The organism is Nostoc commune NIES-4072, from assembly GCF_003113895.1.
GTDB classification, from domain to species: Bacteria; Cyanobacteriota; Cyanobacteriia; order Cyanobacteriales; family Nostocaceae; genus Nostoc; species Nostoc commune.
Map to the genome: position 1 here is coordinate 5,218,274 of NZ_BDUD01000001.1, position 22,917 is coordinate 5,241,190.

Below are 22,917 nucleotides of genomic sequence, written 5' to 3' on the forward strand. Positions count from 1 at the left end.
CCAAATTACCGAATGTTAACTGTCATTTTTTTATTGGCCATTGGGAAAGAGGAGGCAGGATAGCGTAGCGTAAAGCCTTCTCTACAAGAGGCAACGCCTTCGGCATAGCTTCTCTACGAGACGCTACCGCGAACGCTTAGAGCAAGTCCGCGAGTGTCATTTTGAATTACTAGTACTCTGTCCCATTAATTTTGAAGGGTTATAAAAGTTCGTAGTAAGGACTTTAGTCCTTGATTTGAGCGATAAATCGCTCACTACAAACCCTTCATAACTAATAGGACAGACCACTAGTTATGGTAAAATTTCTCGTTCAGATTCTCTCACGCCTAAAGTTATGGGGTTTAATTTTTTAGCGGATGCTTCTAAAACTGGTTGCTGTATATTAGCTATCTCGCCGACAGTAACTGTGTCGTTTTGCGCTGCTAAAGTATCACGTTGGTTAATGAGATAGATGCTGATTAAAGTTAGGAAAACACCGACCCACTGCAACGGACTAAGGACTTCTGAGAGAAAGAGATTGCCAAATAGTAGGGCAAAGACGGGTGTGAGGAAGGTGAGGGAACTAAGACTGGTGAGACTGCCACTAGAAGCAAAGTAGAAGAATAATCCGTAGGCGATCGCACTGCCAAATACGGTAGCATAACCCAAAGCCACTAAATCAGATGCTCCTAGATTCTCCCACTGCTGGGATTCCACAACTGATGAAACTCCCCATAGTGGCAATCCACCCAAAATCATGTGCCATCCCGTAGCGGTTACTGGGTCAGCATGTCGGCACACAAACCGAATCAACACTGTTCCCACTGCCATTGATAGGGCTGCTAACAGCATCAACCACTCGCCACTAGCAAACAAATCTTGCCAATTGCCAATTGTAATATTTGCGCCTGAGTCGAGAAAATGTAAAATCCACTCATCAGGTAAGCCGATTAAACTAATGCCTGTGACACCCAAACCTAGCCCCAGCCATCCCCAAAAACCAATGTGTTCTTGAAATAGCCACAACGATAGTAAAGCAACAGCCAAAGGTTGCGAGTCAATCATCACAGACCCTAACCCCGCACTGGTTCTAACTAATCCCTCTGCCAAAAAGCCTTGAAACAGCGTCCCATCTACTAGAGCAAATAAGGCAATCCACAGCCATGCAGCCCAACCCTTCGGCTGGGGTTTACCCATAAATGCTGCTGCAATCAGAATTAACATCCCTGCTGGTATCAGACGCACACCTGCCATGAATAGCGGTGTGGTATGGGGTATCACTCCTTTCATGGCTACCATTGCCGTCCCCCATAGGAAAAAGGGGGCAATTAACAGGAGAGGGGCGAAGGGAAGTTTAGATGCACTGAGTTTCAGTTGCATGGGTTTGCTGATGCCTTTGTTTAACAAGCGCAAAAATTGCTTTACCCAATTTTACCGAAATTATGTAGTTTTGTGTAGCCATAGCCCATCATAGACATCGCATCTGGCGGGTGCTTTGCACTATCGCGTAGCGTCTTGAAAAGAGGGAAAGAATACTCCATGTAGCTAAGGTTACAGGAGACTGAAAATTACAATCAGATGGATAGCTTTAAAATTTCAATTATGTTGTGTAACTAATAGATTAGTATTTTGGAATAAGAACAAATGGTCTGTATCTAATAACCACATAATACTCACTTTGTCTCATTCCCGAAGTCAATTTGACCCCATTCAGCTTCTATGTATTACAGCACTTCACCAAAGAGAGGTGATCTTTGTGCATTCCTGCAAACTTCATCTAAGGATGTTGGTTTGGGGAGGTTCAATTTTGAAAGTCACTATTTCTGGTTTTCGCTCTTGCAAAAGGTGAATTAGTTTCTTTAGCGCTTCTTTACTCGTATCAGAGCTTTTAAAATCTGGCAAACTTAGCACTGTCGCACTAACCCTGCCATCTTGTTCATTTTCAATCAGCAATATCGTAACTTAACTTAGATACAGTTTTAGTCGGTGAAGCTTTCACAAATAAATTCATCAGGTTTTTTACTCAAGCTTTGGTATCGATCATAGCTCCCAACGCCGATGAATTATCACAATTATGGAACACAAGCTCTACGCTGAAGCCTAAGTATTCTCTAGTGCATAAAACTAAGCAATTTAACCAGTTTAATTAAAATTCTTTTATATAAGGATATCTAAGTTTTCCCGGCTTAGATATCCATTAGCAACATAACCTAGAGTAAATAGACTATTAACTATACACCTAATTCTCATTCTAATTTTGGTTTTTAATCTATTTCTTAAGATAGGTTTTAAATTCATCCTTAAGTATGATGAAAGCTGCATAAATTCACTGAAGTTTTGAAGGCAAATGCGTAAAATACACATGTTTTGTAGTGACGGATATATATGCGTTTATACATTTAGTAGGTGCATCACACTACGTTAACGCACCCTACTTTCTAAGACAATTTAGCAACGCTAGACTTTTCTAAACTCGCTACTAATTTCACTCCAAATTCTTCCTCAAATACTCCTTTTTTATAATCTAAGCTCCAAAGTTCTAAAGCACAATCATCATCAGTTTGAGATGGAAAAATCAGCAAATTGACCTGCTGAAATTGTTCATAATACTCACATTCGACTTGTGCGATCGCACCAATTTGTCGTCTATCTAATGCCACTGCCAATCTTAAAATTGCACTCAATTGACTGACCATTTGTCGCTGGTGTTTATTCAGCAAAATTTGGGAATTTTCATGTTTTTTCTTGGGCGGCGATTTGCGATGATAACGCGCTAAATTAGCTATGATTTCAATCTCAGTTTCTGTATAACCGAGTAATTCACCATTGCGAATTAGATAGTAAGAGTGCTTGTGGTGAGACGAATGGCTGACATAATGACCGCAATTGTGTAATATCGCAGCTGCCCACAGCAATTGTCGTTCATCTGATCCCCAGTGGTGTAACGTACCTTGAGTTTGGTCAAATAAACTCCCGGCAAATTTTGCCACGCGATCGCTGTATTCTAAATTGACGTGGTATTTATTAGCAATTTTTAAAACATTCCGTTCTCGAATTGAACTTTGGTAGCGCAGCTTATCTTCAATTAAACCGTGGGTTAGCATCCAGTCTACGATTACGCCTTCCCGCAAGGAACGCTCACAAACTGTTATCGATTCCCTACCCAAAAGGGTCATTGCTTCCTGTAATATAACTGCACCAGCGAGTATAACTTCAGCCCGCTTCTCTGGCATACCGGGAATCGCAGCCCTTTCTGAGTAACTCTGTTTCCGCAAGCGATTGACCAACTCTTGCAAGTCTTTAAGACTGAACTGGTAGCCATTGAGAATCGAAGGAATAACACCCGACTTTTCTCGTGCATTAATCATCGCCAGGGTTTCAATTGTGCCAGATGTACCTACCAAACGGGGAGATTCCCCAAACTCTAGGTTTACTAATACCTCATCCACGGAACGTTCTAACATCCCGCGTGCATAAGCTTGCAGGTGTTGAAACTCAGTGTTGCTGATGGGATCAGTGCTAATTAATTCGCTAGTAAGTCGCACTGCACCGACTTTGGTACTGGTGAGAGTCCGTGCTTGGTGACTATCGCCCAAAATTAACTCTGTAGAACCACCGCCAATATCAATAATAGTATGGGGCTGGTTGTTAAATTCCATCCCCGACAGCACACCAAGGTAGATTCGTCGCGCTTCTTCTTGACCAGAAATCAAGTCAACGCTTAAACCTAACTCCGTTTTTACTCTGTGCAAAAAATCTTTACCATTGGGGGCTTCCCGCACAGCGCTAGTTGCCACAGCAATGATACTTTCAGCATTGCTAGTTTTAGCAACTTCTTGGAAGCGTCCTAAAGCAGCGATCGCCTTTTCAATTATCTCTGCTTTTAGTTCCCCAGTCTTAAGATTGCGATCGCCTAATCTTACAGTTTCTTTTTCTCTAGCGATAATGCTGAAAGCTGGTAATGTGGGATCAATCTTGACTACTACCATGTGTAGAGAATTTGTTCCCAGGTCAATGGCAGCAATAATCCGGTCTTGCTTAGGTGGTTGAGTTGGAACACTCTCCCAGCTAGAAGCTAAATTCAGCATCTAGTTTTCTCTCTTTATAAGAAATGATGGCAAACAGTGGTCTGTCGGGGTAGCTGACACTGATATTTGTTGCAACATACTTACTCAAACTGAGTAGTGTTAGCGGATAGCTAAGGTTTAGCTCGTACTTAGTACTAGACCTATTGCAAAAGTCCCTAACACCCCACCCCCAACCCCTCCCCGCTCTTCGGGAGGGAGACAAAGCGTAGCTTTGACAGGGTGGGGTTCTTGTTTTTGATTTATGCAAGAGGTCTACTGAGTAAATTAAAAAATACTCAGTACTCTTCATCTTTGGTCGAGGGTAACTGAGCTAAGTATATTCGCCCTACTGCTTCTAACTGCACTGACTATTTAAAGATATTTTAAAGTTGCCACTTGAGGTTATGTTTTTACAAATAACAAATAACGTTATTCTATAGATGTAAAGAAGTGTGAATTAGGGAATAGGGAGTAGGGAGTAGGGAATAAAAACTAAAGAAAAGTTTTCTTAATACGCAATCCTAAATATAATACCCTCTCCGCACTCCCTATACCCTACTCCCCACTCCCCATTCCCCACTCCCCACTCTTATGTTAAGGACGCCAGAACGCCCCCAGCAACCAGTTTGGCTTGTAATTGTCCGGCTTTTGCGCTGGCATAAACCAGAAGGACGGTTAATTTTAATGATTCCTGCCCTTTGGGCTGTGTTTTTGGCAGCTTCTGGGAAACCGCCTTTACCTCTGGTTGGTGTGATTATATTAGGTACTCTGGCTACGAGTGCCGCCGGATGTGTAGTCAATGATTTGTGGGATCGGGATATTGATCCAGAAGTAGAGAGAACACGCGATCGCCCCCTCGCTTCTCGCGCCTTATCTGTGAAAGTTGGGATTGTAGTTGCGATCGTATCCTTAGCATGTGCAGCTATCCTGGCATTTTATCTAAACCCCTTGAGTTTCTGGTTATGCGTAGCAGCAGTGCCAGTAATTGTGCTTTATCCAGGTGCAAAGCGGGTGTTTCCTGTACCGCAACTGGTGCTTTCCATCGCTTGGGGTTTCGGCGTGTTGATTAGCTGGAGTGCAGTCACACAAACCATCTCCCAACCAACTTGGTTACTTTGGGGTGCGACTGTACTATGGACATTGGGATTTGATACAGTTTATGCTATGAGCGACAAGGAAGACGATCGCCGCATTGGTATTAATTCTAGCGCCCTATTTTTTGGGAATTATGCCCCTGTAGCTATTGGAATTTTCTTTGCTGGCACAATCTTGTTATTGGCTTGGTTAGGTGTACTCATACATCTGCACTTAGCCTTCTGGATTAGCCTTGCAGTTGCTACTATTGGATGGGTTTGGCAGTCTGTGCGATTAACACAGCGAGACTTACCTAATCCTGTTTATGGTGAAATGTTCCGGCAAAACGTCTGGATTGGTTTTATTTTACTTGCTGGGATGATTGCTGGCTCTTTTTAAAATGAAGCTTATATCAAGTTCGGGTAATTAGTTATACTCCACCCCTAGCCTCTCTCCGGAGGCGGGGTGGGGTTATTAAGGTTTAATAAGTAATAAAGCGGACATGATATTACTTCTAAGTAGAAGCAAATGCGTGTCTACAACTGAAACAAAAAATATTTATGAGTTTTTGTATGCGTACATTCTTTGATTGTTTTACTTCCTTATTTCAGTATCTACGTACTTGGACAGCAATAGGTCTGCTAGTTTTGGTTGTTACCTGGTCATTTCCTGCACAAGCTGCTAGCCGCATTGATCCGCAGTTAGAACAGCAAGTATTACAAGTTATCCGCGAACATCCAGAGGTAATTATCGAATCTGTTCAAGCCTATCAACAGCAACAACAACAGAAAGTCAAGCAAGAACAGGAAGGATTTTTACAGAATTTAAAGACAAATCCTCAAACCGTGATTGGTGACTCTCCCACCACAGGTTCAACTAAATCAAAAACTTTGCTAATAGAATTTTCAGATTTTCAATGTCCCTACTGTGCTGAAGCGCATAAAACATTGAAAGAATTGTTAGCAAAATATCCAGATAAGATAAGATTAGTTTACAAGAATTTACCGTTGGTTTCAATTCATGCTGAAGCATTGCCAGCTGCAACAGCAGCTTGGGCGGCATATCAGCAAGGCAAATTCTGGGAATATCATGATGCGCTATTTACTAATCAAAAGCAACTAGGTAAGGCGTTATATTTAGAGATTGCTAAAAAACTCAATCTAGATTTGGGTAAATTTAAACGCGACCTTACTCTTGCTAATCCCGCAATTACAAAAGATATTCAACTAGCTGAGAAATTGGCTGTTTCTGGCACACCTTTTTTTGTAATTAATAGTCCAACTTTTTCAGGAGTGGTGCAGCTAGCAGATATCGAAAATATATTGACTAGTGCTAAGTAAATTGGTGTGTTTGAAAATAGCCTCTCATTGTTTCAATAGCTAGGCATTAATAAATTAAAGTTTGTAGTAAGGACTTTAGTCCTGATAAGCCTTGCTACGAGCGATGAATCGCTCACTACGAACTAAGATTTTATTGTATCACCTTAAAAGGGGTTTGCTCTAGTTCCCTCCTTTTAAGGAGGGTTAGGGATGATCAAGTCTTAACTCAAGGGTATTACTTTAGTCTTTAAAATTCTCTTTTTGATGCTCGAAATATTTCTTCTGTAATTCCTCTGGAATGGGAATAGGACGACTATTTTGTAAACTAACAAAAGCCCCTTTTTGGGTAGCTACTGCTGCTAACTTATTGTTAGATAAAATTTCAGCTTGCACAGTCCACTTCAACCGTCCTAAATTACTCACCCATAAACGTCCAATTACTTGATCAATAATCTTTATCGGACGTTTATATTCAATTTCAGTTCCAGCTAAAACAGGCGCATATCCTTGCTCAATTTGTTGATTCAGTTGGCAGTGTTCATCTAAAAACTTTAAACGTAAATCCTCTAGCCATCTGATATAGACAATATTACTTACGATTCCCATAAAATCAATGTCGTATGTTTTCACAGGAATTTCTAATACTACTTCTAATGGTCTGTGCAAATTATTATTTAGTAGCATTATTTTCTATCTCATGATTTTTGCCATACATTCTCAGGTGAGTCTCTAAATGTTCATTCAGGTGATTAATGACTCTGTGCATGTGAATTGAATCTCCATAAAGCTTGCTCATCATTACTGCTCCTTCTAATGTTGCAATTATGATAGTAGCGATTTCATCAGCACTCACTTCAGAGCGAATTTCACCCTTTTTAATTCCCGTTTCAACAATTCGACGAATCAGATGCAGCCAAGAATTCATCGCTTGTTGAGCGCGTTCCCGCAACGCCGGATGAGCATCATCACTTTCCACAGCAGTATTCAGCAGTGGACATCCTCCCTTGATAGGTGGATTTTCTGTGAAGCTACTAAATATGCCAATGATTGCTTGTAGGCGTTCTACAGCGTGGCGTTTGCTTCGTAATGCAAATCTAGTATGCTGGTGGATGCGAGCGATCGCAAAGTCAAAAGCCTGTAGCGCTAGATCATCTTTGCTTTGGAAGTGATTGTAAATTCCTCCTTTCTGCAATCCCGTAACACGCATGATGTCTGACATTGATGAGCCTGCATATCCCTGTTGGTTAAACAGTTCGGCTGCTTGGTGGAGAATTCTGCTTTTTGTCTCTTCGCCTTTGGACATTACAGCGATTTCTAGATGAATGGACTATGAGGAGTGGGAAGTGGGGAGTAAGGTAATTTATTGAATTGAAAATTGCTGTAAATAAAATATTACCGACCGAATGGTTTGTTTAAACTTAGCGCGATAAGTGCTTTAAAGTCAAGTATTTTTCAGCGCTGAGTTCTTAACTACGCATTGGGCATTATTATTCTCCCCCTACCTCCCCTGCTCCCCACTCCCACTCCCCACTCCCCACTCCCCACTCCCTCTTTATCCAGATATTTCGCAAGATACAACACGAATACGCTGGACGTTTGTTCATGCTTACAAGTAAAATACGGTAAGTGCATCGCCTTACCGGTTTTTACATGTAAAACCGCAAAAAACCAGTTATAAGTTGAATTTAGCAGAGCAACTGACCCATAAGCAGTTATCACAGCCTGTTTCAGCTAAATGCCAGTTGTCATGCTACCAAAAACTTCCAGACAGGTTTTAAGTTGTCCAGGGATCGTCTGCCCTAACTTTTAGCTGGATAACCTTTGTGTAACTCATCCCTAGAGAAACACAATAACTTGCCATCACTGGCTCTGTCTACGACTGGGCTATAGTTTGGCACAATTGCTGCTCTCTAACAGTGAAGCTTTAGCTGATTTTCGGTTATAGCTGCTCGTAGTTAAGTCAGTGAACAGTTATTAAGGCTTTGTTTGGAGATTTAAACCCTATGTTGCTCACTTAATAAAAGTGAGAGACTCAACAAGACTTTGATAACTCATAACTGATTGTTGAAACCCCCGAAAAGTATGGAATATTTATTACTACCGTTCTTAAGCTTTTTTGTCGGTATCATCGTTGGTTTGACGGGAATTGGCGGAGCCTCTCTCATCACCCCCATGTTAATTTTTGTTTTTCAAGTTCCGCCTTCTATCGCTGTGAGTTCTGATGTTGTGGCTGCCACATTGATGAAGATTGTTGGTAGCGTCAAACATTGGGAACAGAAAACCCTTGACACAACAGTTGTTAAATGGCTGGCATTTGGGAGTGTTCCAGGCTCACTGTTCGGCGTAGGGATTTTGCACTTTCTTAAACGTACAGGTGAGTATAGCCTAGATAACATCTTGCTGCGTTTGCTTGGTGTGATGATTTTGCTAGTCACGGTATTAGCACTAGTGCAATTGCTGCTATTAACTTTTTTCCCCAAATTTAATTTACCCGAACTGCCAAAATTAGACTTAGAAACTAACTCTGGTCGGTGTGTAACAATCACCTTGGGAGCAATTTTAGGCTGTTTGGTTGGTTTAACTAGCGTCTCATCAGGTTCAATGTTTGCCCTGGTGCTAATTGGATTTTTCCGGCTTGATGCACGGAAGTTAGTAGGTACAGATATTTCACACGCAGCAATTTTACTGCTGTTTACTGCTCTCGGACACCTCAGCCTGGGAACAGTTGATTGGAGTCTGGTAGTACCTATATGGCTAGGCTCTGTTCCAGGGGTGTTAGTAGGCGCTAAAATCTGCCAAGTAGCTCCGCAACGCCCACTACGGTTTATCATTTATACCATCTTAATGATGGTGAGTTGGAAATTAGTTCATCAGGTTTGACAGGACTTGATAATAGAGTTTGTTTAGTTGTAAAAGCTTTTCGCTGCTCACTCATTCTCCAAAAAGACAGCACCCAGATTAGGTGCAACTAAATCTATTCCTCCGTTCGTTCCAGTATTCGTAGGAAAACAAGAATTAGCGACATTTAGCAGTGTTTTCGGAGTGCAAGTAACATCAGGGGCAAACAGCGAGTAGCCGTAGACTTTTTTCCCCTGTGACACGAGTTCGTCGGTGCAAATCAGAAGACCTCCTAAAACTTGGTTCGGTGGAATAGTGAGTGCAGGGTTTGTGGGAATTCCACTATTATTTTTGGCAGCATTATTTAGGAAATAATATTGTGGAATCGGGTCTTGTAACGGTGTTTTACCCCAGGTGGAAGCTGCGACCACGTAAATGGGGCCGTAGGAAGTGGGATTTCCATGTTTATCCACACTTGTAATTGCCGCAATCCCGAAACCATCGTGTCCAGTAGGTAATCCACGCTCGAAGACGGTAAAGCGAATTTTATTACTTGCCTTCACAGGTCTAACAAGTACAAAGTCAAGCCGCTCGATACTAGCGTTACCGTTGTAAAGTGTGCCGTTTAAATTTGCACCTGTGTTAGTAAAAACGTTATCTGGGCCTGCCAAGATATTGTTGATACTAAACAGCGTTTTTTCTGGAAGTGGGCCCAAACTGAGAAAGTTAAAGGTATTAGAGGAAGAGTCAAAACTGCCTTGGTAGTAAGCTAGCTTTCTATCATCTGTAGCAGGGTTACGGCGAATCTGCACAACAGCAGGGATGGATTTAAATGTTGTGCTACCTTCTATGGTGGTTAATCCTGTAATTGATTGAATTTGCCCCCCGAAGTTGAGAGTAAAAGTCTTGCCTGCAAATTCACTGTCACCTGCAACGTTGGTAATAGATATAGTAGGAAACGAAGCAGTATCGGTAGTGATTGAAGTGATATCTTGTCCGATTATCTGTGCTTGTGCTGAAGTAAAGCACAAAAACGGGGCGATTGTTGAAATCAGACAAAAAACAGATTGAATGCTTGGGCGAAAATGGATAGAATTACACACAATTGCATGTATAAAGGAGTATTGCATAACACAGCTTCTAATTAGGTGAAACTATTATATTGATGCCATACCTCGTCTAGGTTAAGAATTAGTAAACAAAAAGTTTTTTTTGAAGAAAGAACACGAACAGTTTTGTGCGTATTTCTATGAAAAACTTTAGATTTTAGATTAGGGTTTTCATCATTTAATCCCAAATCCAGCATCCAAAATCCAACATTGATTAACTTCTTAGCCAAGGTAGTAGAGTGAATGTACCTCGTTCATACATAATGAACAGACCCAAGCCAATTAACACAAAAGGTACAACAGCTTTACCGTAGCGACTTAAAATATTAGCAATGGTAGGTTGAAGGCTTAAAAAATAAGCGATCGCACACCAAACCCCTACCATGATAAAAAATATACTTAGAATGACTCCCAAGCTGGTAAGATCGTGACCAGCGAATAAAGGGATATATATACTAATATTGTCACCACCATTAGCGATCGTTACTGCTGCTACTTTATAGGTTTGGGGGTGTAAAATACTCAAAATCAAAGACAATACAGGGTTACTAGGTGTGGACTGCGTAAAATCACTACTGACTGTCTGAACTGTTGTAGTTTCTTCTTTTCTAGATACTAATTGTTGAATTCCAATTGCTATTGGTAGAAGTCCTAGTAATCCTATCCATTCTCGCTGTACGACTAAGCCACCAAAAAATCCTGGTAAGCTAGCCAGGGTAATGGCTGCAAAACCTAAATATTGACCGAGTAATATATGCCGCCGCCGAAAATTAACATCTACCTGTGAAAAAAATATTAACAAGATAATGATGTCATCTATGTTAGTGGCGATGAAGGCAATTATCCCTTCACTGAAGGCTGTCCCTAGCTTAGTCATCCTGGATTTTTAGAACCTACGATTTATCACCATACCAAATTAACCTTCTGGCATAACTAAGCTTTCAAATGACAAAGTTACTGCTACCAGTAATATCGATGAAGGGCGAGTCCGCTTGTCAATAGCCTTTGAGATGCGCTAATCCTAATATTTTTAGGAACCTGGATATTAGTATTTGCATGAGTTTTTAAATCTATATTGATTAAAATATATGAGATTTATAGATTTTGCATTTAAGAAAAACTATTCTATATTGAATATAAGAAAAGTTCACTTATGAAATTTATATCTACTCATCTCATAGCAGAGAATGTTGCTGTGGTTATTATCGAACTATCAAGCTGAGTCTAGCTGACAAGGTAAGGTCGCATAGCTTTATCTCTTTGATGATATTAATTTGTATCCTTGCCAAATAAAAAAGTTCTACATATTTTTTTCTGAGCAACTAGGAACACATTCATAACTAGTATGAACATTCAACAATTTCAAGGAACCTCAGAGGATGTTTAAAAGGGTCTTTTGCTGTGCTAACGAGGAGAGCAAAGAACTAAAGGGTTAACAAACAATCGATTATCTAAGGAGTAATGTACAACTTATGTCTACATACAACCCCGAATGCTACCCTAACGCTTGCGAATTTACTGTTCCCATTAAATTGAACGTTCTCATCTTCATCGAGTCGTCCCTGTTAATCAAACCCGTCGAGCCTGTGAGGGAGAAAGTACACGTTCATCTCGAACCAGATTATCACCTCAGACCAGAAGTAACGGCAGCTACACCTGTTTGTGTTCCTCAAAATGGATATGCCAGACAGCAATTGCCTGTTTAATAGACTCTGCAATAGTCATAACCGCAATAATCAATTCACACAATTTTTTTTCAAGCAAAAGGATTCCAAATTATGTCTACATACAACCCCGAATGCTACCCTAACGCCTGCGAATTTACTGTTGCTATTAAATTGAACGTTCCCATCTTCATCGAGCCGGCCCTGATAATCAAACCCGTAGAGCCTGTGAGGGAGAAAGTACACGTTCATCTCGAACCAGATATTCACCTCAGACCAGAAGTGACGGCGGCTGCACCTGTTTGTGTTCCTCAAAATGGATATGCCAGACAGCAATTGCCTGTTTAATAGACTCTGCAATAGTCATAACCGCAATAATCAATTCACACAATTTTTTTTCAAGCAAAAGGATTCCAAATTATGTCTACATACAACCCCGAATGCTACCCTAACGCCTGCGAATTTACTGTTGCTATTAAATTGAACGTTCCCATCTTCATCGAGCCGGCCCTGATAATCAAACCCGTCGAGCCTGTGAGGGAGAAAGTACACGTTCATCTCGAACCAGATATCTACCTCAACTCAGAAATAACGGCGACTCCACCCGTTTGTGTTCCTCAAAATGGATATGGCATACAGCAGTTGCCTACTTTACAAGTACTACCATAGCCATAGCCCTGGATTTCTCTCAAGAAATACATTTTATAACCCCTTGCTTAGAAGTTGTTTGAAAAGTGTTTCACTGTCACTATAGGCACTTTTAGATCCCCTCTAACCCACGCCAGTCGCTCCACTTGGGGAAACCCCAAAACCGCGCTGGCTCCCCTTAAAAAGGGTGAAACCGGAATCAAAGTCCCCCAACTTATCGGGGGATTTAGAGGGGTCTAGAACTTTTAATACCGACAAGAGGACTTTTCAAACATCCTCTTAGTAAGGATTTAATTTTTTCAATGGTGGTCTGAATACCCCACGCTCAAGATTGCTGATTTCTGACGAATGTATTCTTCTTCAATTATCTGGTGATTGATTCCATGCAAAAACGCAAACTTAATATCTCTTTGCTATTAAAAGTACCTATTGACCTCGAAATAGAAGTCTTGGGAGTACCGCCTACAAACTGCCATCAAGCTGAGGATAAAAAAGAGGATACAAATATTTTTCACCTCAAAGGAGATTCTGAGCCTGAGATTGTGATTAGTGGGGCGAGTTTAGCTGACCTCGATGAAAATAGTCAGGCTTTAGTCAGTCAAATTGTAGGTGAGCTTGAGCAAACAGGCAAGATTTTTTCCACGTTTTCCCCAACTCAATATGAGCAAGACAAACCAGGAAATTATGAACAGGAGATAGTAGAGAAATACGAATGTATAGATGCTTTTTCAATAGAAGACTTTGTAGCTATTCAACCAGAAACTCCACAACGTCATAAAAAAATTATGGGGCGCTTCTTGGACTCGTTAAGCGATAGTTTTGCCTTGGCCGTGAATAGTATGGGAACAGTTTTGTTTCTAGGTAAACTAGCTAACTATACTTGGGAGTGAAGCAAAGGTCTATAGTAGTTATTAAGAGGTTGTTTGAAAAGTGGTTGGCTGTATCTTTGTAGTTATTGATCCCTCCAACTCCCTTCAAAAGGTTGCAAAACCTTTCTAAGTACCCCTTTTTTAGGGTAATTAGAACATTTTGCTACTAAAAGAAGACTTTTTAAACATTTTCTTAGACATAGGAGTGAAAAAGAATCTAGAGACGTAGCACTACTACGGCTGTACAAGGGTTCTGAATAACGCATATTTAATTTCTGGAAATGTCTAAGGTGAGATGCTCCTTGCAAAATAAAAGCATGTCTATATTTCTCTTAAAATATGAACGAGTTAGTTACTGCAATTAGTACAGGGTCAATTGCGTTCATTGCCACAAACATTGATGATATTGTCATTTTATTGTTGCTTTTTTCTCAAATAAATGCTAATTTTCGCCGTAGGCATATAGTTGCCGGTCAGTTTCTAGGTTTTACAGTTCTGTTAATCCTTAGTCTTTCTGGTTTATTTGGTGGGTTAGTTTTATCAAAAAGCTGGATTGGATTACTTGGTTTACTACCAATTGCCATAGGTATCAGTAGTTTAGTCAATAAGCAAGAAGATTCTTTGGAGGAAGTTGTAGCTACAACTGAAGAATCTGAGGCATCAAACATTACTAATTTCCTATCTCCTCAAACTTACAGCGTAGCAGCTATTACAGTTGCAAATGGTAGTGATAATATTAGTGTCTATGTGCCGTTATTTGCTAGCAGCAATTTAGAGAGTTTTGTGATAATTATCGGATTATTTTTTCTTTTGTTAGGAGTATGGTGTTATGCGGCATACAAATTAATTAACTATAGAGTAATAGCCGATGTATTAACTCGCTATGGGAATAATATTGTACCTTTTGTTCTTATAGGATTAGGCGCTTTTATTGTATTAAAAAGCGGAGCTTTGAACTTAATAAAGCTAGCTGCTAGTTGTTTCTGTTTGATGATTTTGGTGAAAAATAATGAAAGTATTGATGAAATTGGCGAAAATTCTAGTAGATAATCAAGCCAATTTTAGATTTTTCATCAAAATCTAAAAAATCGGTTTCACGAAAAACGATCGCTCTTTGGATAATATAAGGTGGGCATTGCCCACCTTACAAGCTTTAACAAGTGATGGGAATCTAAGTTCCCAGCAAGACAGGTAGCAAGTTTTATATCGGGGTTAGATCCCCATTACAAAACGTAATTGCGTTTGCTTTTAGCGTCTTGTAGAGAGCATCATTGCGAATTAGTTCACTCAGCACCTTCAATTGGTGCAAAACCTTGGCGTTGAATATTTTCTGTCACCGCGCGTGGTTCGAGGAATTGCAAGAGGTAATCAGGGCCGCCTGCTTTAGAACCGACTCCAGAAAGTTTGAATCCACCAAAGGGTTGCCGCCCTACGATCGCTCCTGTAATATTACGGTTGATGTACAAATTCCCAACTTCAAACTCTTCCTGCGCCTGCTGAATGTGCGAAGGTGTTCTAGAATAAAGTCCTCCAGTTAAAGCAAAGTTTGTACCGTTGGCAACTGCTAACGCTTCTTGGAAATCTTTGACTCGAATTACCGCCAGCACAGGGCCAAAAATTTCTTCCTGGGAAATTACCGCATTTGGCGATACTTCACTAAAGATGACTGGGCCGACAAAATATCCTTGTTTGGGTGCTGGTAATTCCAAGGCTAATTGTGCTTCTGCCTTACCCTTCTCAATATACTCGCGGATGCGATCGCGGGCATTAGCATCAATTACTGGCCCAACTTGTGTACTTGGTAACTCTGCTTCTCCAATGTTCAAGGATTTTGTCGCTTCCACCAACCGTTGCACAAAGGCATCATAAATCGGTTGCAGCACAATCACTCTGGAAGCAGCAGAACATTTTTGTCCACTGTAACCAAATGCCGACTGCACTACCCCCACAACAGCTTGGTCTAAATCAGCACTTTCATCGACAATAATGGCATTCTTGCCACCCATTTCAGCAATCACCCGTTTCATGTGCTTTTGTCCGGGTTTTAAGATTGCCGCCTCTGCGTAAATTCTACAGCCTACTTCTTGGGAACCCGTAAAAGCAATTATATGAGTATCTGGATGATTTACCAAATAAGCGCCGACTTGCGAACCTTTGCCAGGTACGTATTGAAATACACCTTTAGGAAAACCAGCATCTACTAAGATTTCTGTAAGTTTAGCTGCAATCACAGAAGATGTTTCCGCAGGTTTTAGGAGAGTGCAATTGCCTGAAACTAAAGCTGCGACAGTCATTCCACAAGCGATCGCTAGCGGAAAATTCCAGGGAGAAATCACAACAGCAATACCGCGTGGTTGGTAAATATAATGATTATTTTCGCCAGGTATGTCGTAATTCACACCTTTATCTAACCTTTCTATCTCATCAGCGTAGTAACGACAGAAATCTATCGCTTCCGAAACCTCTCCATCAGCTTCCTTAACAGGTTTCCCAACTTCCAACACTATCCAAGCTGAAAGTTCAGCGCGGCGGAGTTCCATCAAATCACCCGCTTTCCGCAAAATATCAGCGCGTTGTTTAGCTGGTGTTTTCCGCCACCCAGGAAAGGCAGCTTTGGCAGCTTGCATTGCTTGTTCTGCTTGTTCAACGCTAATCAACCCAACCTTACCAACTACCTCACTGAAATTAGAAGGATTGAGAGAATTAACAAATTCCGGCGGATTAACATACTCGCCATTAATTAAGGGTAAATAAGTTTTACCAAGTTCTTGACGAACGCTTTGGAAAGCTTGCGTCGCCTTCGTTCTCACCTCTTCCTCAGCATAATCAGTATCAGCAGCACCGAGGAAATGAGAGTTAGAAATGGAGTTTGGAGTTAGGAGTGAGGAGTTAGGAGTTAAAGAGTTTTTTTCCTCTTTGACAATCGGCGGCGCTAATAATTCTTCAATCGGTCGATTTTCGAGATTTTGCCGTAAAAAAGAACTATTAGCTGTATTTTCCAACAACCGACGAATTAAATACGCCATTCCAGGTAATAATTCACCGTAGGGACAGTAAACTCTCACCCGATAACCCTTGTCAACCAACGCCTTGGCAACTTTATCACCCATACCGTAGAGGACTTGTAATTCAAAGCGACGGCGGGAGACATTTAAACTTTCAGCTATGGCAATGGCGCGAGAGTGCGATCGCACATTATGGCTACCAATGGCAGAATAAACATATTGATGATTTTCTAGCAATAACTGAGTGATGGTTTCAAAGTTAGCATCAGTTGCCGCTTTGTCGTTGTAAACTGGCTGTGGCCAATGCTTCTGCGCTGCTTTGATAGTTTCCTGATCCCAATATGCGCCTTTTACCAAGCGGATTGTCAGGGGATAGCCACGTTCTTTCAACCAGGAAATTACGTCTTCAGTATCTTGCTCGCTATCACGCAGATATGCTTGGATGGTTATGCCAACATCTGTGCGTTGCCGAAACTCTTCTTCTAAGAGCAGTTTTTTCAGGATACTAAGAGTTATGTCTTTATAGGCATACTGTTCCATATCAAAATGGACAGCTGCACCTAATTCTTTAGCACGACGTAAGAGAATCCGAATGCGATCGCTAACTCGCTCTTCACTACCTTTAGCATCTAATGGGTCAAATTGGGAATAAAACGCCGTTAACTTAACAGAAACCTGAACTTTTGGTATCGCTTCGCCATCAGCCTCATCAATAGCTGGGATAGCTGCCCAATTCTTCGATGCTTCTACCAATTGTTGCATTAATTCTAGATAGCGTTCTAGATAAGACTGCGCTTCGGCTTCGGTAATTACTGCTTCACCAAGTAAATCGATGGTGAAAGCCATTTTCTCTTTTCTTAATCGTTCAACTGTTTTGATGACTTGTTTAATATTTTCCCCAGAAATATATTTATGAGCAAGAGTTTCAACGGCTGTACCAACGGTTGTAGCAGCAACTTGTCCTGGCATCGAATCGGGGTTAGCAAAGTTTAGCATTCCCTTCAAAGCTGCCGGTAATTCTACAGATTCATCTCCTAAATATTCTTGTAAATGTGAGGCAATTTCTGATTTACTGTGTAAAGCAGGTAGCGTATCTATAAAGCGAAATAGTTGCACCCGTAACCCAGGATTACTCATTGCCCAAGCTAGTAATTTATCATCCCAGCGCATTTGATCGCGCAGGGAAGAAAAAAACGAACGATTTTCGGACGTTGCTGCTAGAAGTTGTTTAGCAATTTCTTGGGTTTTAGCTTCGTAGGTGCTTGTCTGTACTTGTAATACCACTGATAATAAACTCCTTAATTAAGGCAAGGCTTTTTGTACAAAGCCTGTGTCTTCTATTTTGACGCTTTCATATATCAACTGGGGAGTGGGGAGTGGGGAGTGGGGAGTTAGGAGTTTGGAGTTTGGAGTTAAGAGTTTGGAGTTTGGAGTTTGGAGTTTGGAGTTATAAGAATTCTTTCCCCAATGCCCAATGCCCAATGCCCAATGCCCAATTCAATAACAAGTGTTATCCTTTTGTTGATCTATTTCTAATTTGATTAGACAGATGTTGCAACATAAGAGATTAGCTCAGTCATATTAAGAGTGTGAATACTACGTTTATGCCTACAGAAAACCTTACGCATATCTTATTTTCTAACTGGCAACACACACTCCAACCCTTTGGTGTTGACCAGGTAGCGGCTGAGAAAGCTTTTAATGACTTGGTTGCAGCTTACTCTACCCCTGGTCGCTATTACCATACACTGAAACACATCGATCGCGTCTTCAAAACAATTCAGATTTTGCAAGGCTACACCACTAATCTAGCTGCTGTTCAACTAGCTGCCTGGTTTCATGATGTAGTATATGACACTCAAGCTCAAGATAATGAACAACGAAGTGCAGACTATGCTTTTGATCTGCTGAGTAATTTGGGTATTCCAGAAAGTACTATAACTATTGTCACTCGTATAATTCTGAATACTAAAGACCACCAAGCTGCGGTGGATGACTATGATAGCCAAGTTCTACTTGATGCCGATTTAGCGATTTTGGCTACTAACCAAGTCCAGTATAGAGAATACGCCCATGCCATTCGCCAGGAATATGGCTGGATGGCAGAGGCGGATTATATCACAGGTCGTCAGCAGGTTTTAGAACGATTTTTACAGCGATCGCATATCTACTTTACGCCTTTAATGTCAGAGTTCGCCGAACCATCTGCCCGTGGCAATATCCAGGGGGAAATTCAGTCTTTATTGTCTGATTAGTTTTACAGCGTTCTCATTTATATGTAAAACACAGTAGGGGCGCACAGCTATGCACCCCTACGACAAACTTGTATTTTAAATTGGAATCGGCTAGAAATTTTGAATTTCTTACCGTCTGCCATCGCCACGATGAGCTACATCAGTGTCTTGTAGCTTTATTCTAGGTGCAAAGACTTCTTGATGTTGTTGCAACTGTTGCGGCTGAATTTTTTCCTGTGCAAACTTGACACGGGTACGAACTCCAAGATCAACATCTGTATCGAGCATGTGCTGAAGCTGATTTTTAATCCGCGATGCTTGATCGGGTAAAGTGACTGCTATGGCAATTGCTAGTGTTTCTAAACTCGTCACTGCTGCATAGCGTACTACCCACTCTGGATCTTGAGAAATTAGTAATAGCGCCTCTAATACCTGAGTCTGAAGAGATTCTAGTTTCTCTGGCGGTACTTGCTGCCAGCGCAAAGTGCCTAATCCCCTAGCAGCTGCCCGCCGCACACTCAGAGAGAAATCGCTCTTTGCTGCCTCTAACAAGGTATCCAGCGCCCGGACATCGCCAATTCCCGCTAAGGCACGAATAGCCCAGGCTCTAGCACCATAGTTGTAGCCATCAATTAGTTGTAATAGTGGCTGTACTGCGGCTTCCCCGATCGCAATCAGCCCATCTACCGCCGCCACTGCTGCCCCCGGATTGTTGTAGCCCAAAGCTGCAATTAGTGTAGGAACACCTTCTTCCATACCACATGCTGCTAACTCCTGAACTGCGTCTAATAACCGATCCGAGGAATCTGCTTCTTCTACAGCACGGATCAATATTTGGGCCAGATCGCTGTTATTCATAATAATTCTTCTTCAGTAATGAGTCGTCAGCCAATTGTAGCTTAAGCTATCCGTAGTTGACATCATACATAAACCCCCTAGCTTTGATTTTGCAGTTAGCTTGGGGGTTGATGTGTAATAAAAATTTGGTTGTAACGTATTAATAACAACTGATTATCTAGAATTTATGACTACAATAGCGAGTCCATCAAATTTATCACTTTAATCGCACCTTCTGAAAAAGTGCTTGGTGTTATGTGATTTACTTGATGTTCTAGTAATCCTTTAAGAGAAATTAGCTTGAGGCTATTTTCAGCAAGAGTCTGTGCGATCGCATCTGCTGCGGGTAGATATCCAATCGCTCCTAAATCTGCTAACACTGCTCGACGCAATTGCAATTTCTCTCCCGCCAGAGCTTTTACCAGGCGTTCTCCATAAACTGGTTCTTGGGTTAATTGATACATGGCTCGTGCAGCCGAATATTGCACCAATTCAATCGGATGTTCTAAGAATGCCTTTACCAAAGGGGCAAATTCAGTCGCCCTCAATGTTCCTAAAGCTTCTAAGATGGCGTCGTAGGGTTGAGATAAATCAGGCTGTGATATGAGCTGCTCTCCCTGCAAACCTACTGCTAATAGCTTGATTAGGGCCGGAATACAAACCGGATCGCCCAGCATTTCTAAGGATTGTACCGCCGCTTCCCGTACATAAAAATCTGAGCAGTCTAAACACTTAATCAGAGGTGATACTGCCTGGCGATCGCCAAGTTTCCCTAATGCTCTAGCTGCGTTTCGTCGCAGAGGATATCCGCCTTCTGGTGTCCTGTCGGCTTCATCCTCTAAGGCTTTGATCAGTGCTGTAACCGCAGCTGGTTCATTTATACGAAACCTGCCCAACCACCAGGCAGCATAAAATCGCAGGCCTAAATCTGCACTTTCAAGATTAGCTAGAGCCTGCTCTACAGTTAAAGATCCACCGTCGGCATTGTCAACTGTCACTGACAAATCTTTAATGTTCTCCAGACTGGGATTCATGGTTGTGTTCGCTATGTGTTGTATCAGCGTTCAATGGCTGAATGCTGACTATTTTGCCACCCAAGCGAGTAATGCGCTGCATTTCCTGATTCATCCGGTTCTCAGGTACTGTGATAAACACACTGCCACTAGAACGAATGGGATAGCTGACTTTTTCTGTTTCTTCGCTTTGGCGCAGACCGACTACTTCATAGCGGAAGGTGCGGTTACTAGTTCTACCATTAATTTGTCCAAGCATAACTCAATTCCAAATTTATAAATTAAAGTTTTCATTAGTCCTTGGTCTGTAATTAATGACCAATGACTAATGACTAATGACACTAAAGTGGTTTCACACTAGCGATTTTGCCACCTTGTTTTACCACTCTCTGGAAGTAAGCAGATAGTCCTTCATAAGGTATAATCACAGCTTGATTGACCCGGCGTGTGCTAGGATACCCAGCTCCAAAAACGCCTGCCACTTCAATGCGGTAGAGTCTGCCTTCTTGACCAAAAGTTCCTGCACCACCAAAAGTACTGTTGGGGGTAACGCCTTTTTCAGGAGCAACGTAGGAAAAGCCGGAAGGGCCACCAGATGGAGGAACAACAACAGATGCACTGTTGCGACCTAGTTCAACGGCAAGGCGAGAGGAATTACCTTTAAGTTGGGAGGTATCGCTGCTGGCATAGCCGCGATAAAGTTGGAATATCCGGCTAAATCCGACAGTTTTTTGACCTGTTTGGGTTTCAAAGCCGCGATAGAAAGGCACAATATTTTCACCAAAGCTACTTTGATATTCTGCCGAATCAATATAAGAATCAATATCGGCTTCATATCCCTTGGTTTGATATAAGTCTAAGTGATAGACTACCTCAGACTCATCATAGGGAGCGCGGCCCAACAAATGTTTGTAGTTCAGTTCAATTACGCGAGTTTGAAAACTGTTGTAGAAAAACTTGGATTTGTACAGTTCTGATTTAGCTACTTGACGCACAAACTCTTGTACTGTACTTTTCCCATCGCGCAGAATAGATTCAGCACTTGTAAGACGCTCAGATTTCATTAAGTAATCGTTGCCCAACAGCTGACGATAGACGGCAGCAATTACCTGCTCTATATCTTCTTTAGTTGCATTTGGGCGCAATTCTACAGGAGCATTATCACTAAAAGCTTCTGTTCCCAAACGGGATGCTGCTGTTGTAATAGCCATTGGTAATTTTCCTTTTGTAATTGGTATTTGGGAAAAGTTAGGAGTTAGTAGTTAAGAGTTAAAAGTAGCGGTAAAGTTAGGAATTCAAAATTCATAACTCCTCACTCCTAACTCCTAACTCTTAACTCCTCACTTAATTCCCGATTCCCTAATTTATACAGCTGTGATGCTAATCACCTTGCTGCCCTTACGATTAAGCTGCTGCAACTTGCTAGAAAGTTGTTCGTAGGGTACGAGAAATTCTGCACTACCCCGCCGCACTACAGATGAGTTTGGAGAAGCTGCTTGTAGTACCCTAATTCGGTAGGTTTCTCCTCTCCCACCTGATGAGAGGCCCGTTAAGGCTCCTGTAGAGACTGGGTAGATGGGTGAAGCTAGATTTTTAGCTACTTCCCAAGTTAGGCGCCCTTGTTTTTTGCCTTGAGCGCGATCGCTATTGGCATAACCCCGATACAGTTGGAAAAGTCGGCTATAGCCAACGTTTTTCTGCCCTACTGGGCTATTAAAGCCACGATAGTATGGTACTATGTTTTCGCCAAAGCTTTCTTGATATTCTAGTGAGTCAATGTATGAGTTAATCTCAGCTTCGTAACCTTGTGAGTTGTAAAGCTCAACGTGGTACGAAATCTCTGACTCATCTTCTGGGGCGCGACCCAATAAATGCTTATAATTCAACTCGATAAAGCGAGTTTGCGAGTTTGAATGGAAAAACTTATTCCGATAGAGTTCCGACTGAGCAATGGCTAGCACAAATCCCCTAACTGAAATCTCGCCTTGCTGCAATAGTGATTCAGCACTGACAAGACGCTCTGATTCCATTAGGTATTCATTACCCAAAACCTGACGGTAAGCTGCCCGGATGATAACTTCCACATCCGTTTGTGTTCTATCAAGACGTAGTTCTGCCAGTCCTGAGTTTTCAAAGGCTCCAATTCCTAGCCTTGCTGCTTGTCCCAAAGCTGACATCTTTAAACCTCCTCAGTTTTAACTGGAAAACTGAAAACTTTTTAGAAAATTTTTTTTCTAGTCTTTTAAAAAGAAAGAATTCAA

21 protein-coding genes and 1 pseudogene are annotated in these 22,917 nt (G+C 41.5%); 10 read left to right on the plus strand and 12 right to left on the minus strand.

Annotation, left to right across the window (positions count from 1 at the left end):
• Nucleotides 1-291: 291 nt before the first annotated feature.
• Together CDC33_RS23195 and CDC33_RS23205 are read right to left on the minus strand one after the other, a co-directional pair.
• On the minus strand, nucleotides 292-1,359 hold the full coding sequence (locus CDC33_RS23195) for a DMT family transporter (protein WP_109010911.1): 1,068 nt from the start codon (nucleotides 1,357-1,359) through the stop codon (nucleotides 292-294).
• Between the two features lie 1,058 nt (nucleotides 1,360-2,417).
• Nucleotides 2,418-4,067, minus strand: a complete 1,650-nt coding sequence (locus CDC33_RS23205) for a Ppx/GppA phosphatase family protein (protein ID WP_109010913.1) — start codon at nucleotides 4,065-4,067, stop codon at nucleotides 2,418-2,420.
• Between the two features lie 570 nt (nucleotides 4,068-4,637).
• Here CDC33_RS23205 and CDC33_RS23210 point away from each other — a divergent pair.
• A complete protein-coding gene (locus CDC33_RS23210) occupies nucleotides 4,638-5,519 on the plus strand; it encodes a 4-hydroxybenzoate solanesyltransferase (RefSeq protein ID WP_109010914.1) in 882 nt (293 codons plus the stop codon).
• A gap of 173 nt (nucleotides 5,520-5,692) precedes the next feature.
• Nucleotides 5,693-6,460 carry a DsbA family protein gene (locus CDC33_RS23215; protein ID WP_109010915.1) on the plus strand — a complete coding sequence of 256 codons (768 nt, stop codon included), beginning with the start codon at nucleotides 5,693-5,695 and terminating at the stop codon, nucleotides 6,458-6,460.
• A 219-nt stretch (nucleotides 6,461-6,679) separates the two neighbouring features.
• Here the strand turns inward: CDC33_RS23215 and CDC33_RS23220 are convergent, their stop codons facing one another.
• On the minus strand, nucleotides 6,680-7,123 hold the full coding sequence (locus CDC33_RS23220) for an acyl-CoA thioesterase (RefSeq protein WP_109010916.1): 444 nt from the start codon (nucleotides 7,121-7,123) through the stop codon (nucleotides 6,680-6,682).
• On the minus strand, nucleotides 7,110-7,742 hold the full coding sequence (locus CDC33_RS23225) for a TetR family transcriptional regulator C-terminal domain-containing protein (protein WP_109010917.1): 633 nt from the start codon (nucleotides 7,740-7,742) through the stop codon (nucleotides 7,110-7,112). The genes CDC33_RS23220 and CDC33_RS23225 overlap by 14 nt, the downstream gene beginning before the upstream one ends.
• 779 nt (nucleotides 7,743-8,521) lie before the next feature.
• Between CDC33_RS23225 and CDC33_RS23235 the strand changes: the two genes are divergently transcribed.
• On the plus strand, nucleotides 8,522-9,319 hold the full coding sequence (locus CDC33_RS23235; RefSeq protein ID WP_109010919.1) for a sulfite exporter TauE/SafE family protein: 798 nt from the start codon (nucleotides 8,522-8,524) through the stop codon (nucleotides 9,317-9,319).
• A gap of 47 nt (nucleotides 9,320-9,366) precedes the next feature.
• On the opposite strand, the gene CDC33_RS23240 is transcribed toward CDC33_RS23235, so the two are convergent.
• Nucleotides 9,367-10,308, minus strand: coding sequence for a hypothetical protein (locus CDC33_RS23240; RefSeq protein WP_146195851.1), 942 nt, complete (start codon nucleotides 10,306-10,308; stop codon nucleotides 9,367-9,369).
• A gap of 292 nt (nucleotides 10,309-10,600) precedes the next feature.
• On the minus strand, nucleotides 10,601-11,263 hold the full coding sequence (locus tag CDC33_RS23245; protein ID WP_109010921.1) for a cadmium resistance transporter: 663 nt from the start codon (nucleotides 11,261-11,263) through the stop codon (nucleotides 10,601-10,603).
• A 595-nt stretch (nucleotides 11,264-11,858) separates the two neighbouring features.
• Here CDC33_RS23245 and CDC33_RS23250 point away from each other — a divergent pair.
• The 5 genes from CDC33_RS23250 to CDC33_RS23270 all read left to right on the plus strand — a co-directional run bounded on the left by CDC33_RS23250 (nucleotide 11,859) and on the right by CDC33_RS23270 (nucleotide 14,617).
• Complete coding sequence (locus CDC33_RS23250) at nucleotides 11,859-12,092, plus strand: hypothetical protein (RefSeq protein WP_109010922.1); 234 nt, start codon at nucleotides 11,859-11,861, stop codon at nucleotides 12,090-12,092.
• A gap of 72 nt (nucleotides 12,093-12,164) precedes the next feature.
• Nucleotides 12,165-12,398, plus strand: coding sequence for a hypothetical protein (locus CDC33_RS23255; protein ID WP_109010923.1), 234 nt, complete (start codon nucleotides 12,165-12,167; stop codon nucleotides 12,396-12,398).
• Between the two features lie 72 nt (nucleotides 12,399-12,470).
• Complete coding sequence (locus tag CDC33_RS23260; protein ID WP_109010924.1) at nucleotides 12,471-12,719, plus strand: hypothetical protein; 249 nt, start codon at nucleotides 12,471-12,473, stop codon at nucleotides 12,717-12,719.
• A 362-nt stretch (nucleotides 12,720-13,081) separates the two neighbouring features.
• Nucleotides 13,082-13,588: a hypothetical protein gene (locus CDC33_RS23265; protein ID WP_109010925.1), complete on the plus strand. Its 507-nt coding sequence runs from the start codon at nucleotides 13,082-13,084 to the stop codon at nucleotides 13,586-13,588.
• Nucleotides 13,589-13,906: 318 nt separating this feature from the next.
• Complete coding sequence (locus tag CDC33_RS23270) at nucleotides 13,907-14,617, plus strand: cadmium resistance transporter (RefSeq protein ID WP_109010926.1); 711 nt, start codon at nucleotides 13,907-13,909, stop codon at nucleotides 14,615-14,617.
• A gap of 233 nt (nucleotides 14,618-14,850) precedes the next feature.
• Here the strand turns inward: CDC33_RS23270 and pruA are convergent, their stop codons facing one another.
• Nucleotides 14,851-17,856: an L-glutamate gamma-semialdehyde dehydrogenase gene (gene pruA / locus CDC33_RS23275; protein ID WP_109010927.1), complete on the minus strand. Its 3,006-nt coding sequence runs from the start codon at nucleotides 17,854-17,856 to the stop codon at nucleotides 14,851-14,853.
• 92 nt (nucleotides 17,857-17,948) lie between these two features.
• Here pruA and CDC33_RS39010 point away from each other — a divergent pair, with 92 nt between their 5' ends.
• On the plus strand, nucleotides 17,949-18,113 hold the full coding sequence (locus CDC33_RS39010; protein WP_181374111.1) for a hypothetical protein: 165 nt from the start codon (nucleotides 17,949-17,951) through the stop codon (nucleotides 18,111-18,113).
• Nucleotides 18,114-18,176: 63 nt separating this feature from the next.
• Nucleotides 18,177-18,827 carry an HD domain-containing protein gene (locus CDC33_RS23285; RefSeq protein ID WP_109010929.1) on the plus strand — a complete coding sequence of 217 codons (651 nt, stop codon included), beginning with the start codon at nucleotides 18,177-18,179 and terminating at the stop codon, nucleotides 18,825-18,827.
• 108 nt (nucleotides 18,828-18,935) lie between these two features.
• Here the strand turns inward: CDC33_RS23285 and cpcF are convergent, their stop codons facing one another.
• The 5 genes and pseudogenes from cpcF to CDC33_RS23310 all read right to left on the minus strand — a co-directional run bounded on the left by cpcF (nucleotide 18,936) and on the right by CDC33_RS23310 (nucleotide 22,833).
• Nucleotides 18,936-19,664, minus strand: a complete 729-nt coding sequence (gene cpcF / locus CDC33_RS23290) for a C-phycocyanin alpha-cysteine-84 phycocyanobilin lyase subunit CpcF (protein ID WP_109010930.1) — start codon at nucleotides 19,662-19,664, stop codon at nucleotides 18,936-18,938.
• A 170-nt stretch (nucleotides 19,665-19,834) separates the two neighbouring features.
• Entirely contained in the window at nucleotides 19,835-20,677 is an 843-nt protein-coding gene (cpcE, locus tag CDC33_RS23295; protein ID WP_109010931.1) for a C-phycocyanin alpha-cysteine-84 phycocyanobilin lyase subunit CpcE, read from the minus strand.
• Between the two features lie 25 nt (nucleotides 20,678-20,702).
• Nucleotides 20,703-20,915 (minus strand): annotated as a pseudogene (cpcD, locus tag CDC33_RS23300) (rod-capping linker protein CpcD); the annotation flags it as partial.
• An 82-nt stretch (nucleotides 20,916-20,997) separates the two neighbouring features.
• Nucleotides 20,998-21,867, minus strand: coding sequence for a phycobilisome linker polypeptide (locus CDC33_RS23305; protein ID WP_109010933.1), 870 nt, complete (start codon nucleotides 21,865-21,867; stop codon nucleotides 20,998-21,000).
• Between the two features lie 153 nt (nucleotides 21,868-22,020).
• Nucleotides 22,021-22,833 carry a phycobilisome linker polypeptide gene (locus tag CDC33_RS23310; RefSeq protein WP_109010934.1) on the minus strand — a complete coding sequence of 271 codons (813 nt, stop codon included), beginning with the start codon at nucleotides 22,831-22,833 and terminating at the stop codon, nucleotides 22,021-22,023.
• Between the last annotated feature and the right edge of the window lie 84 nt (nucleotides 22,834-22,917).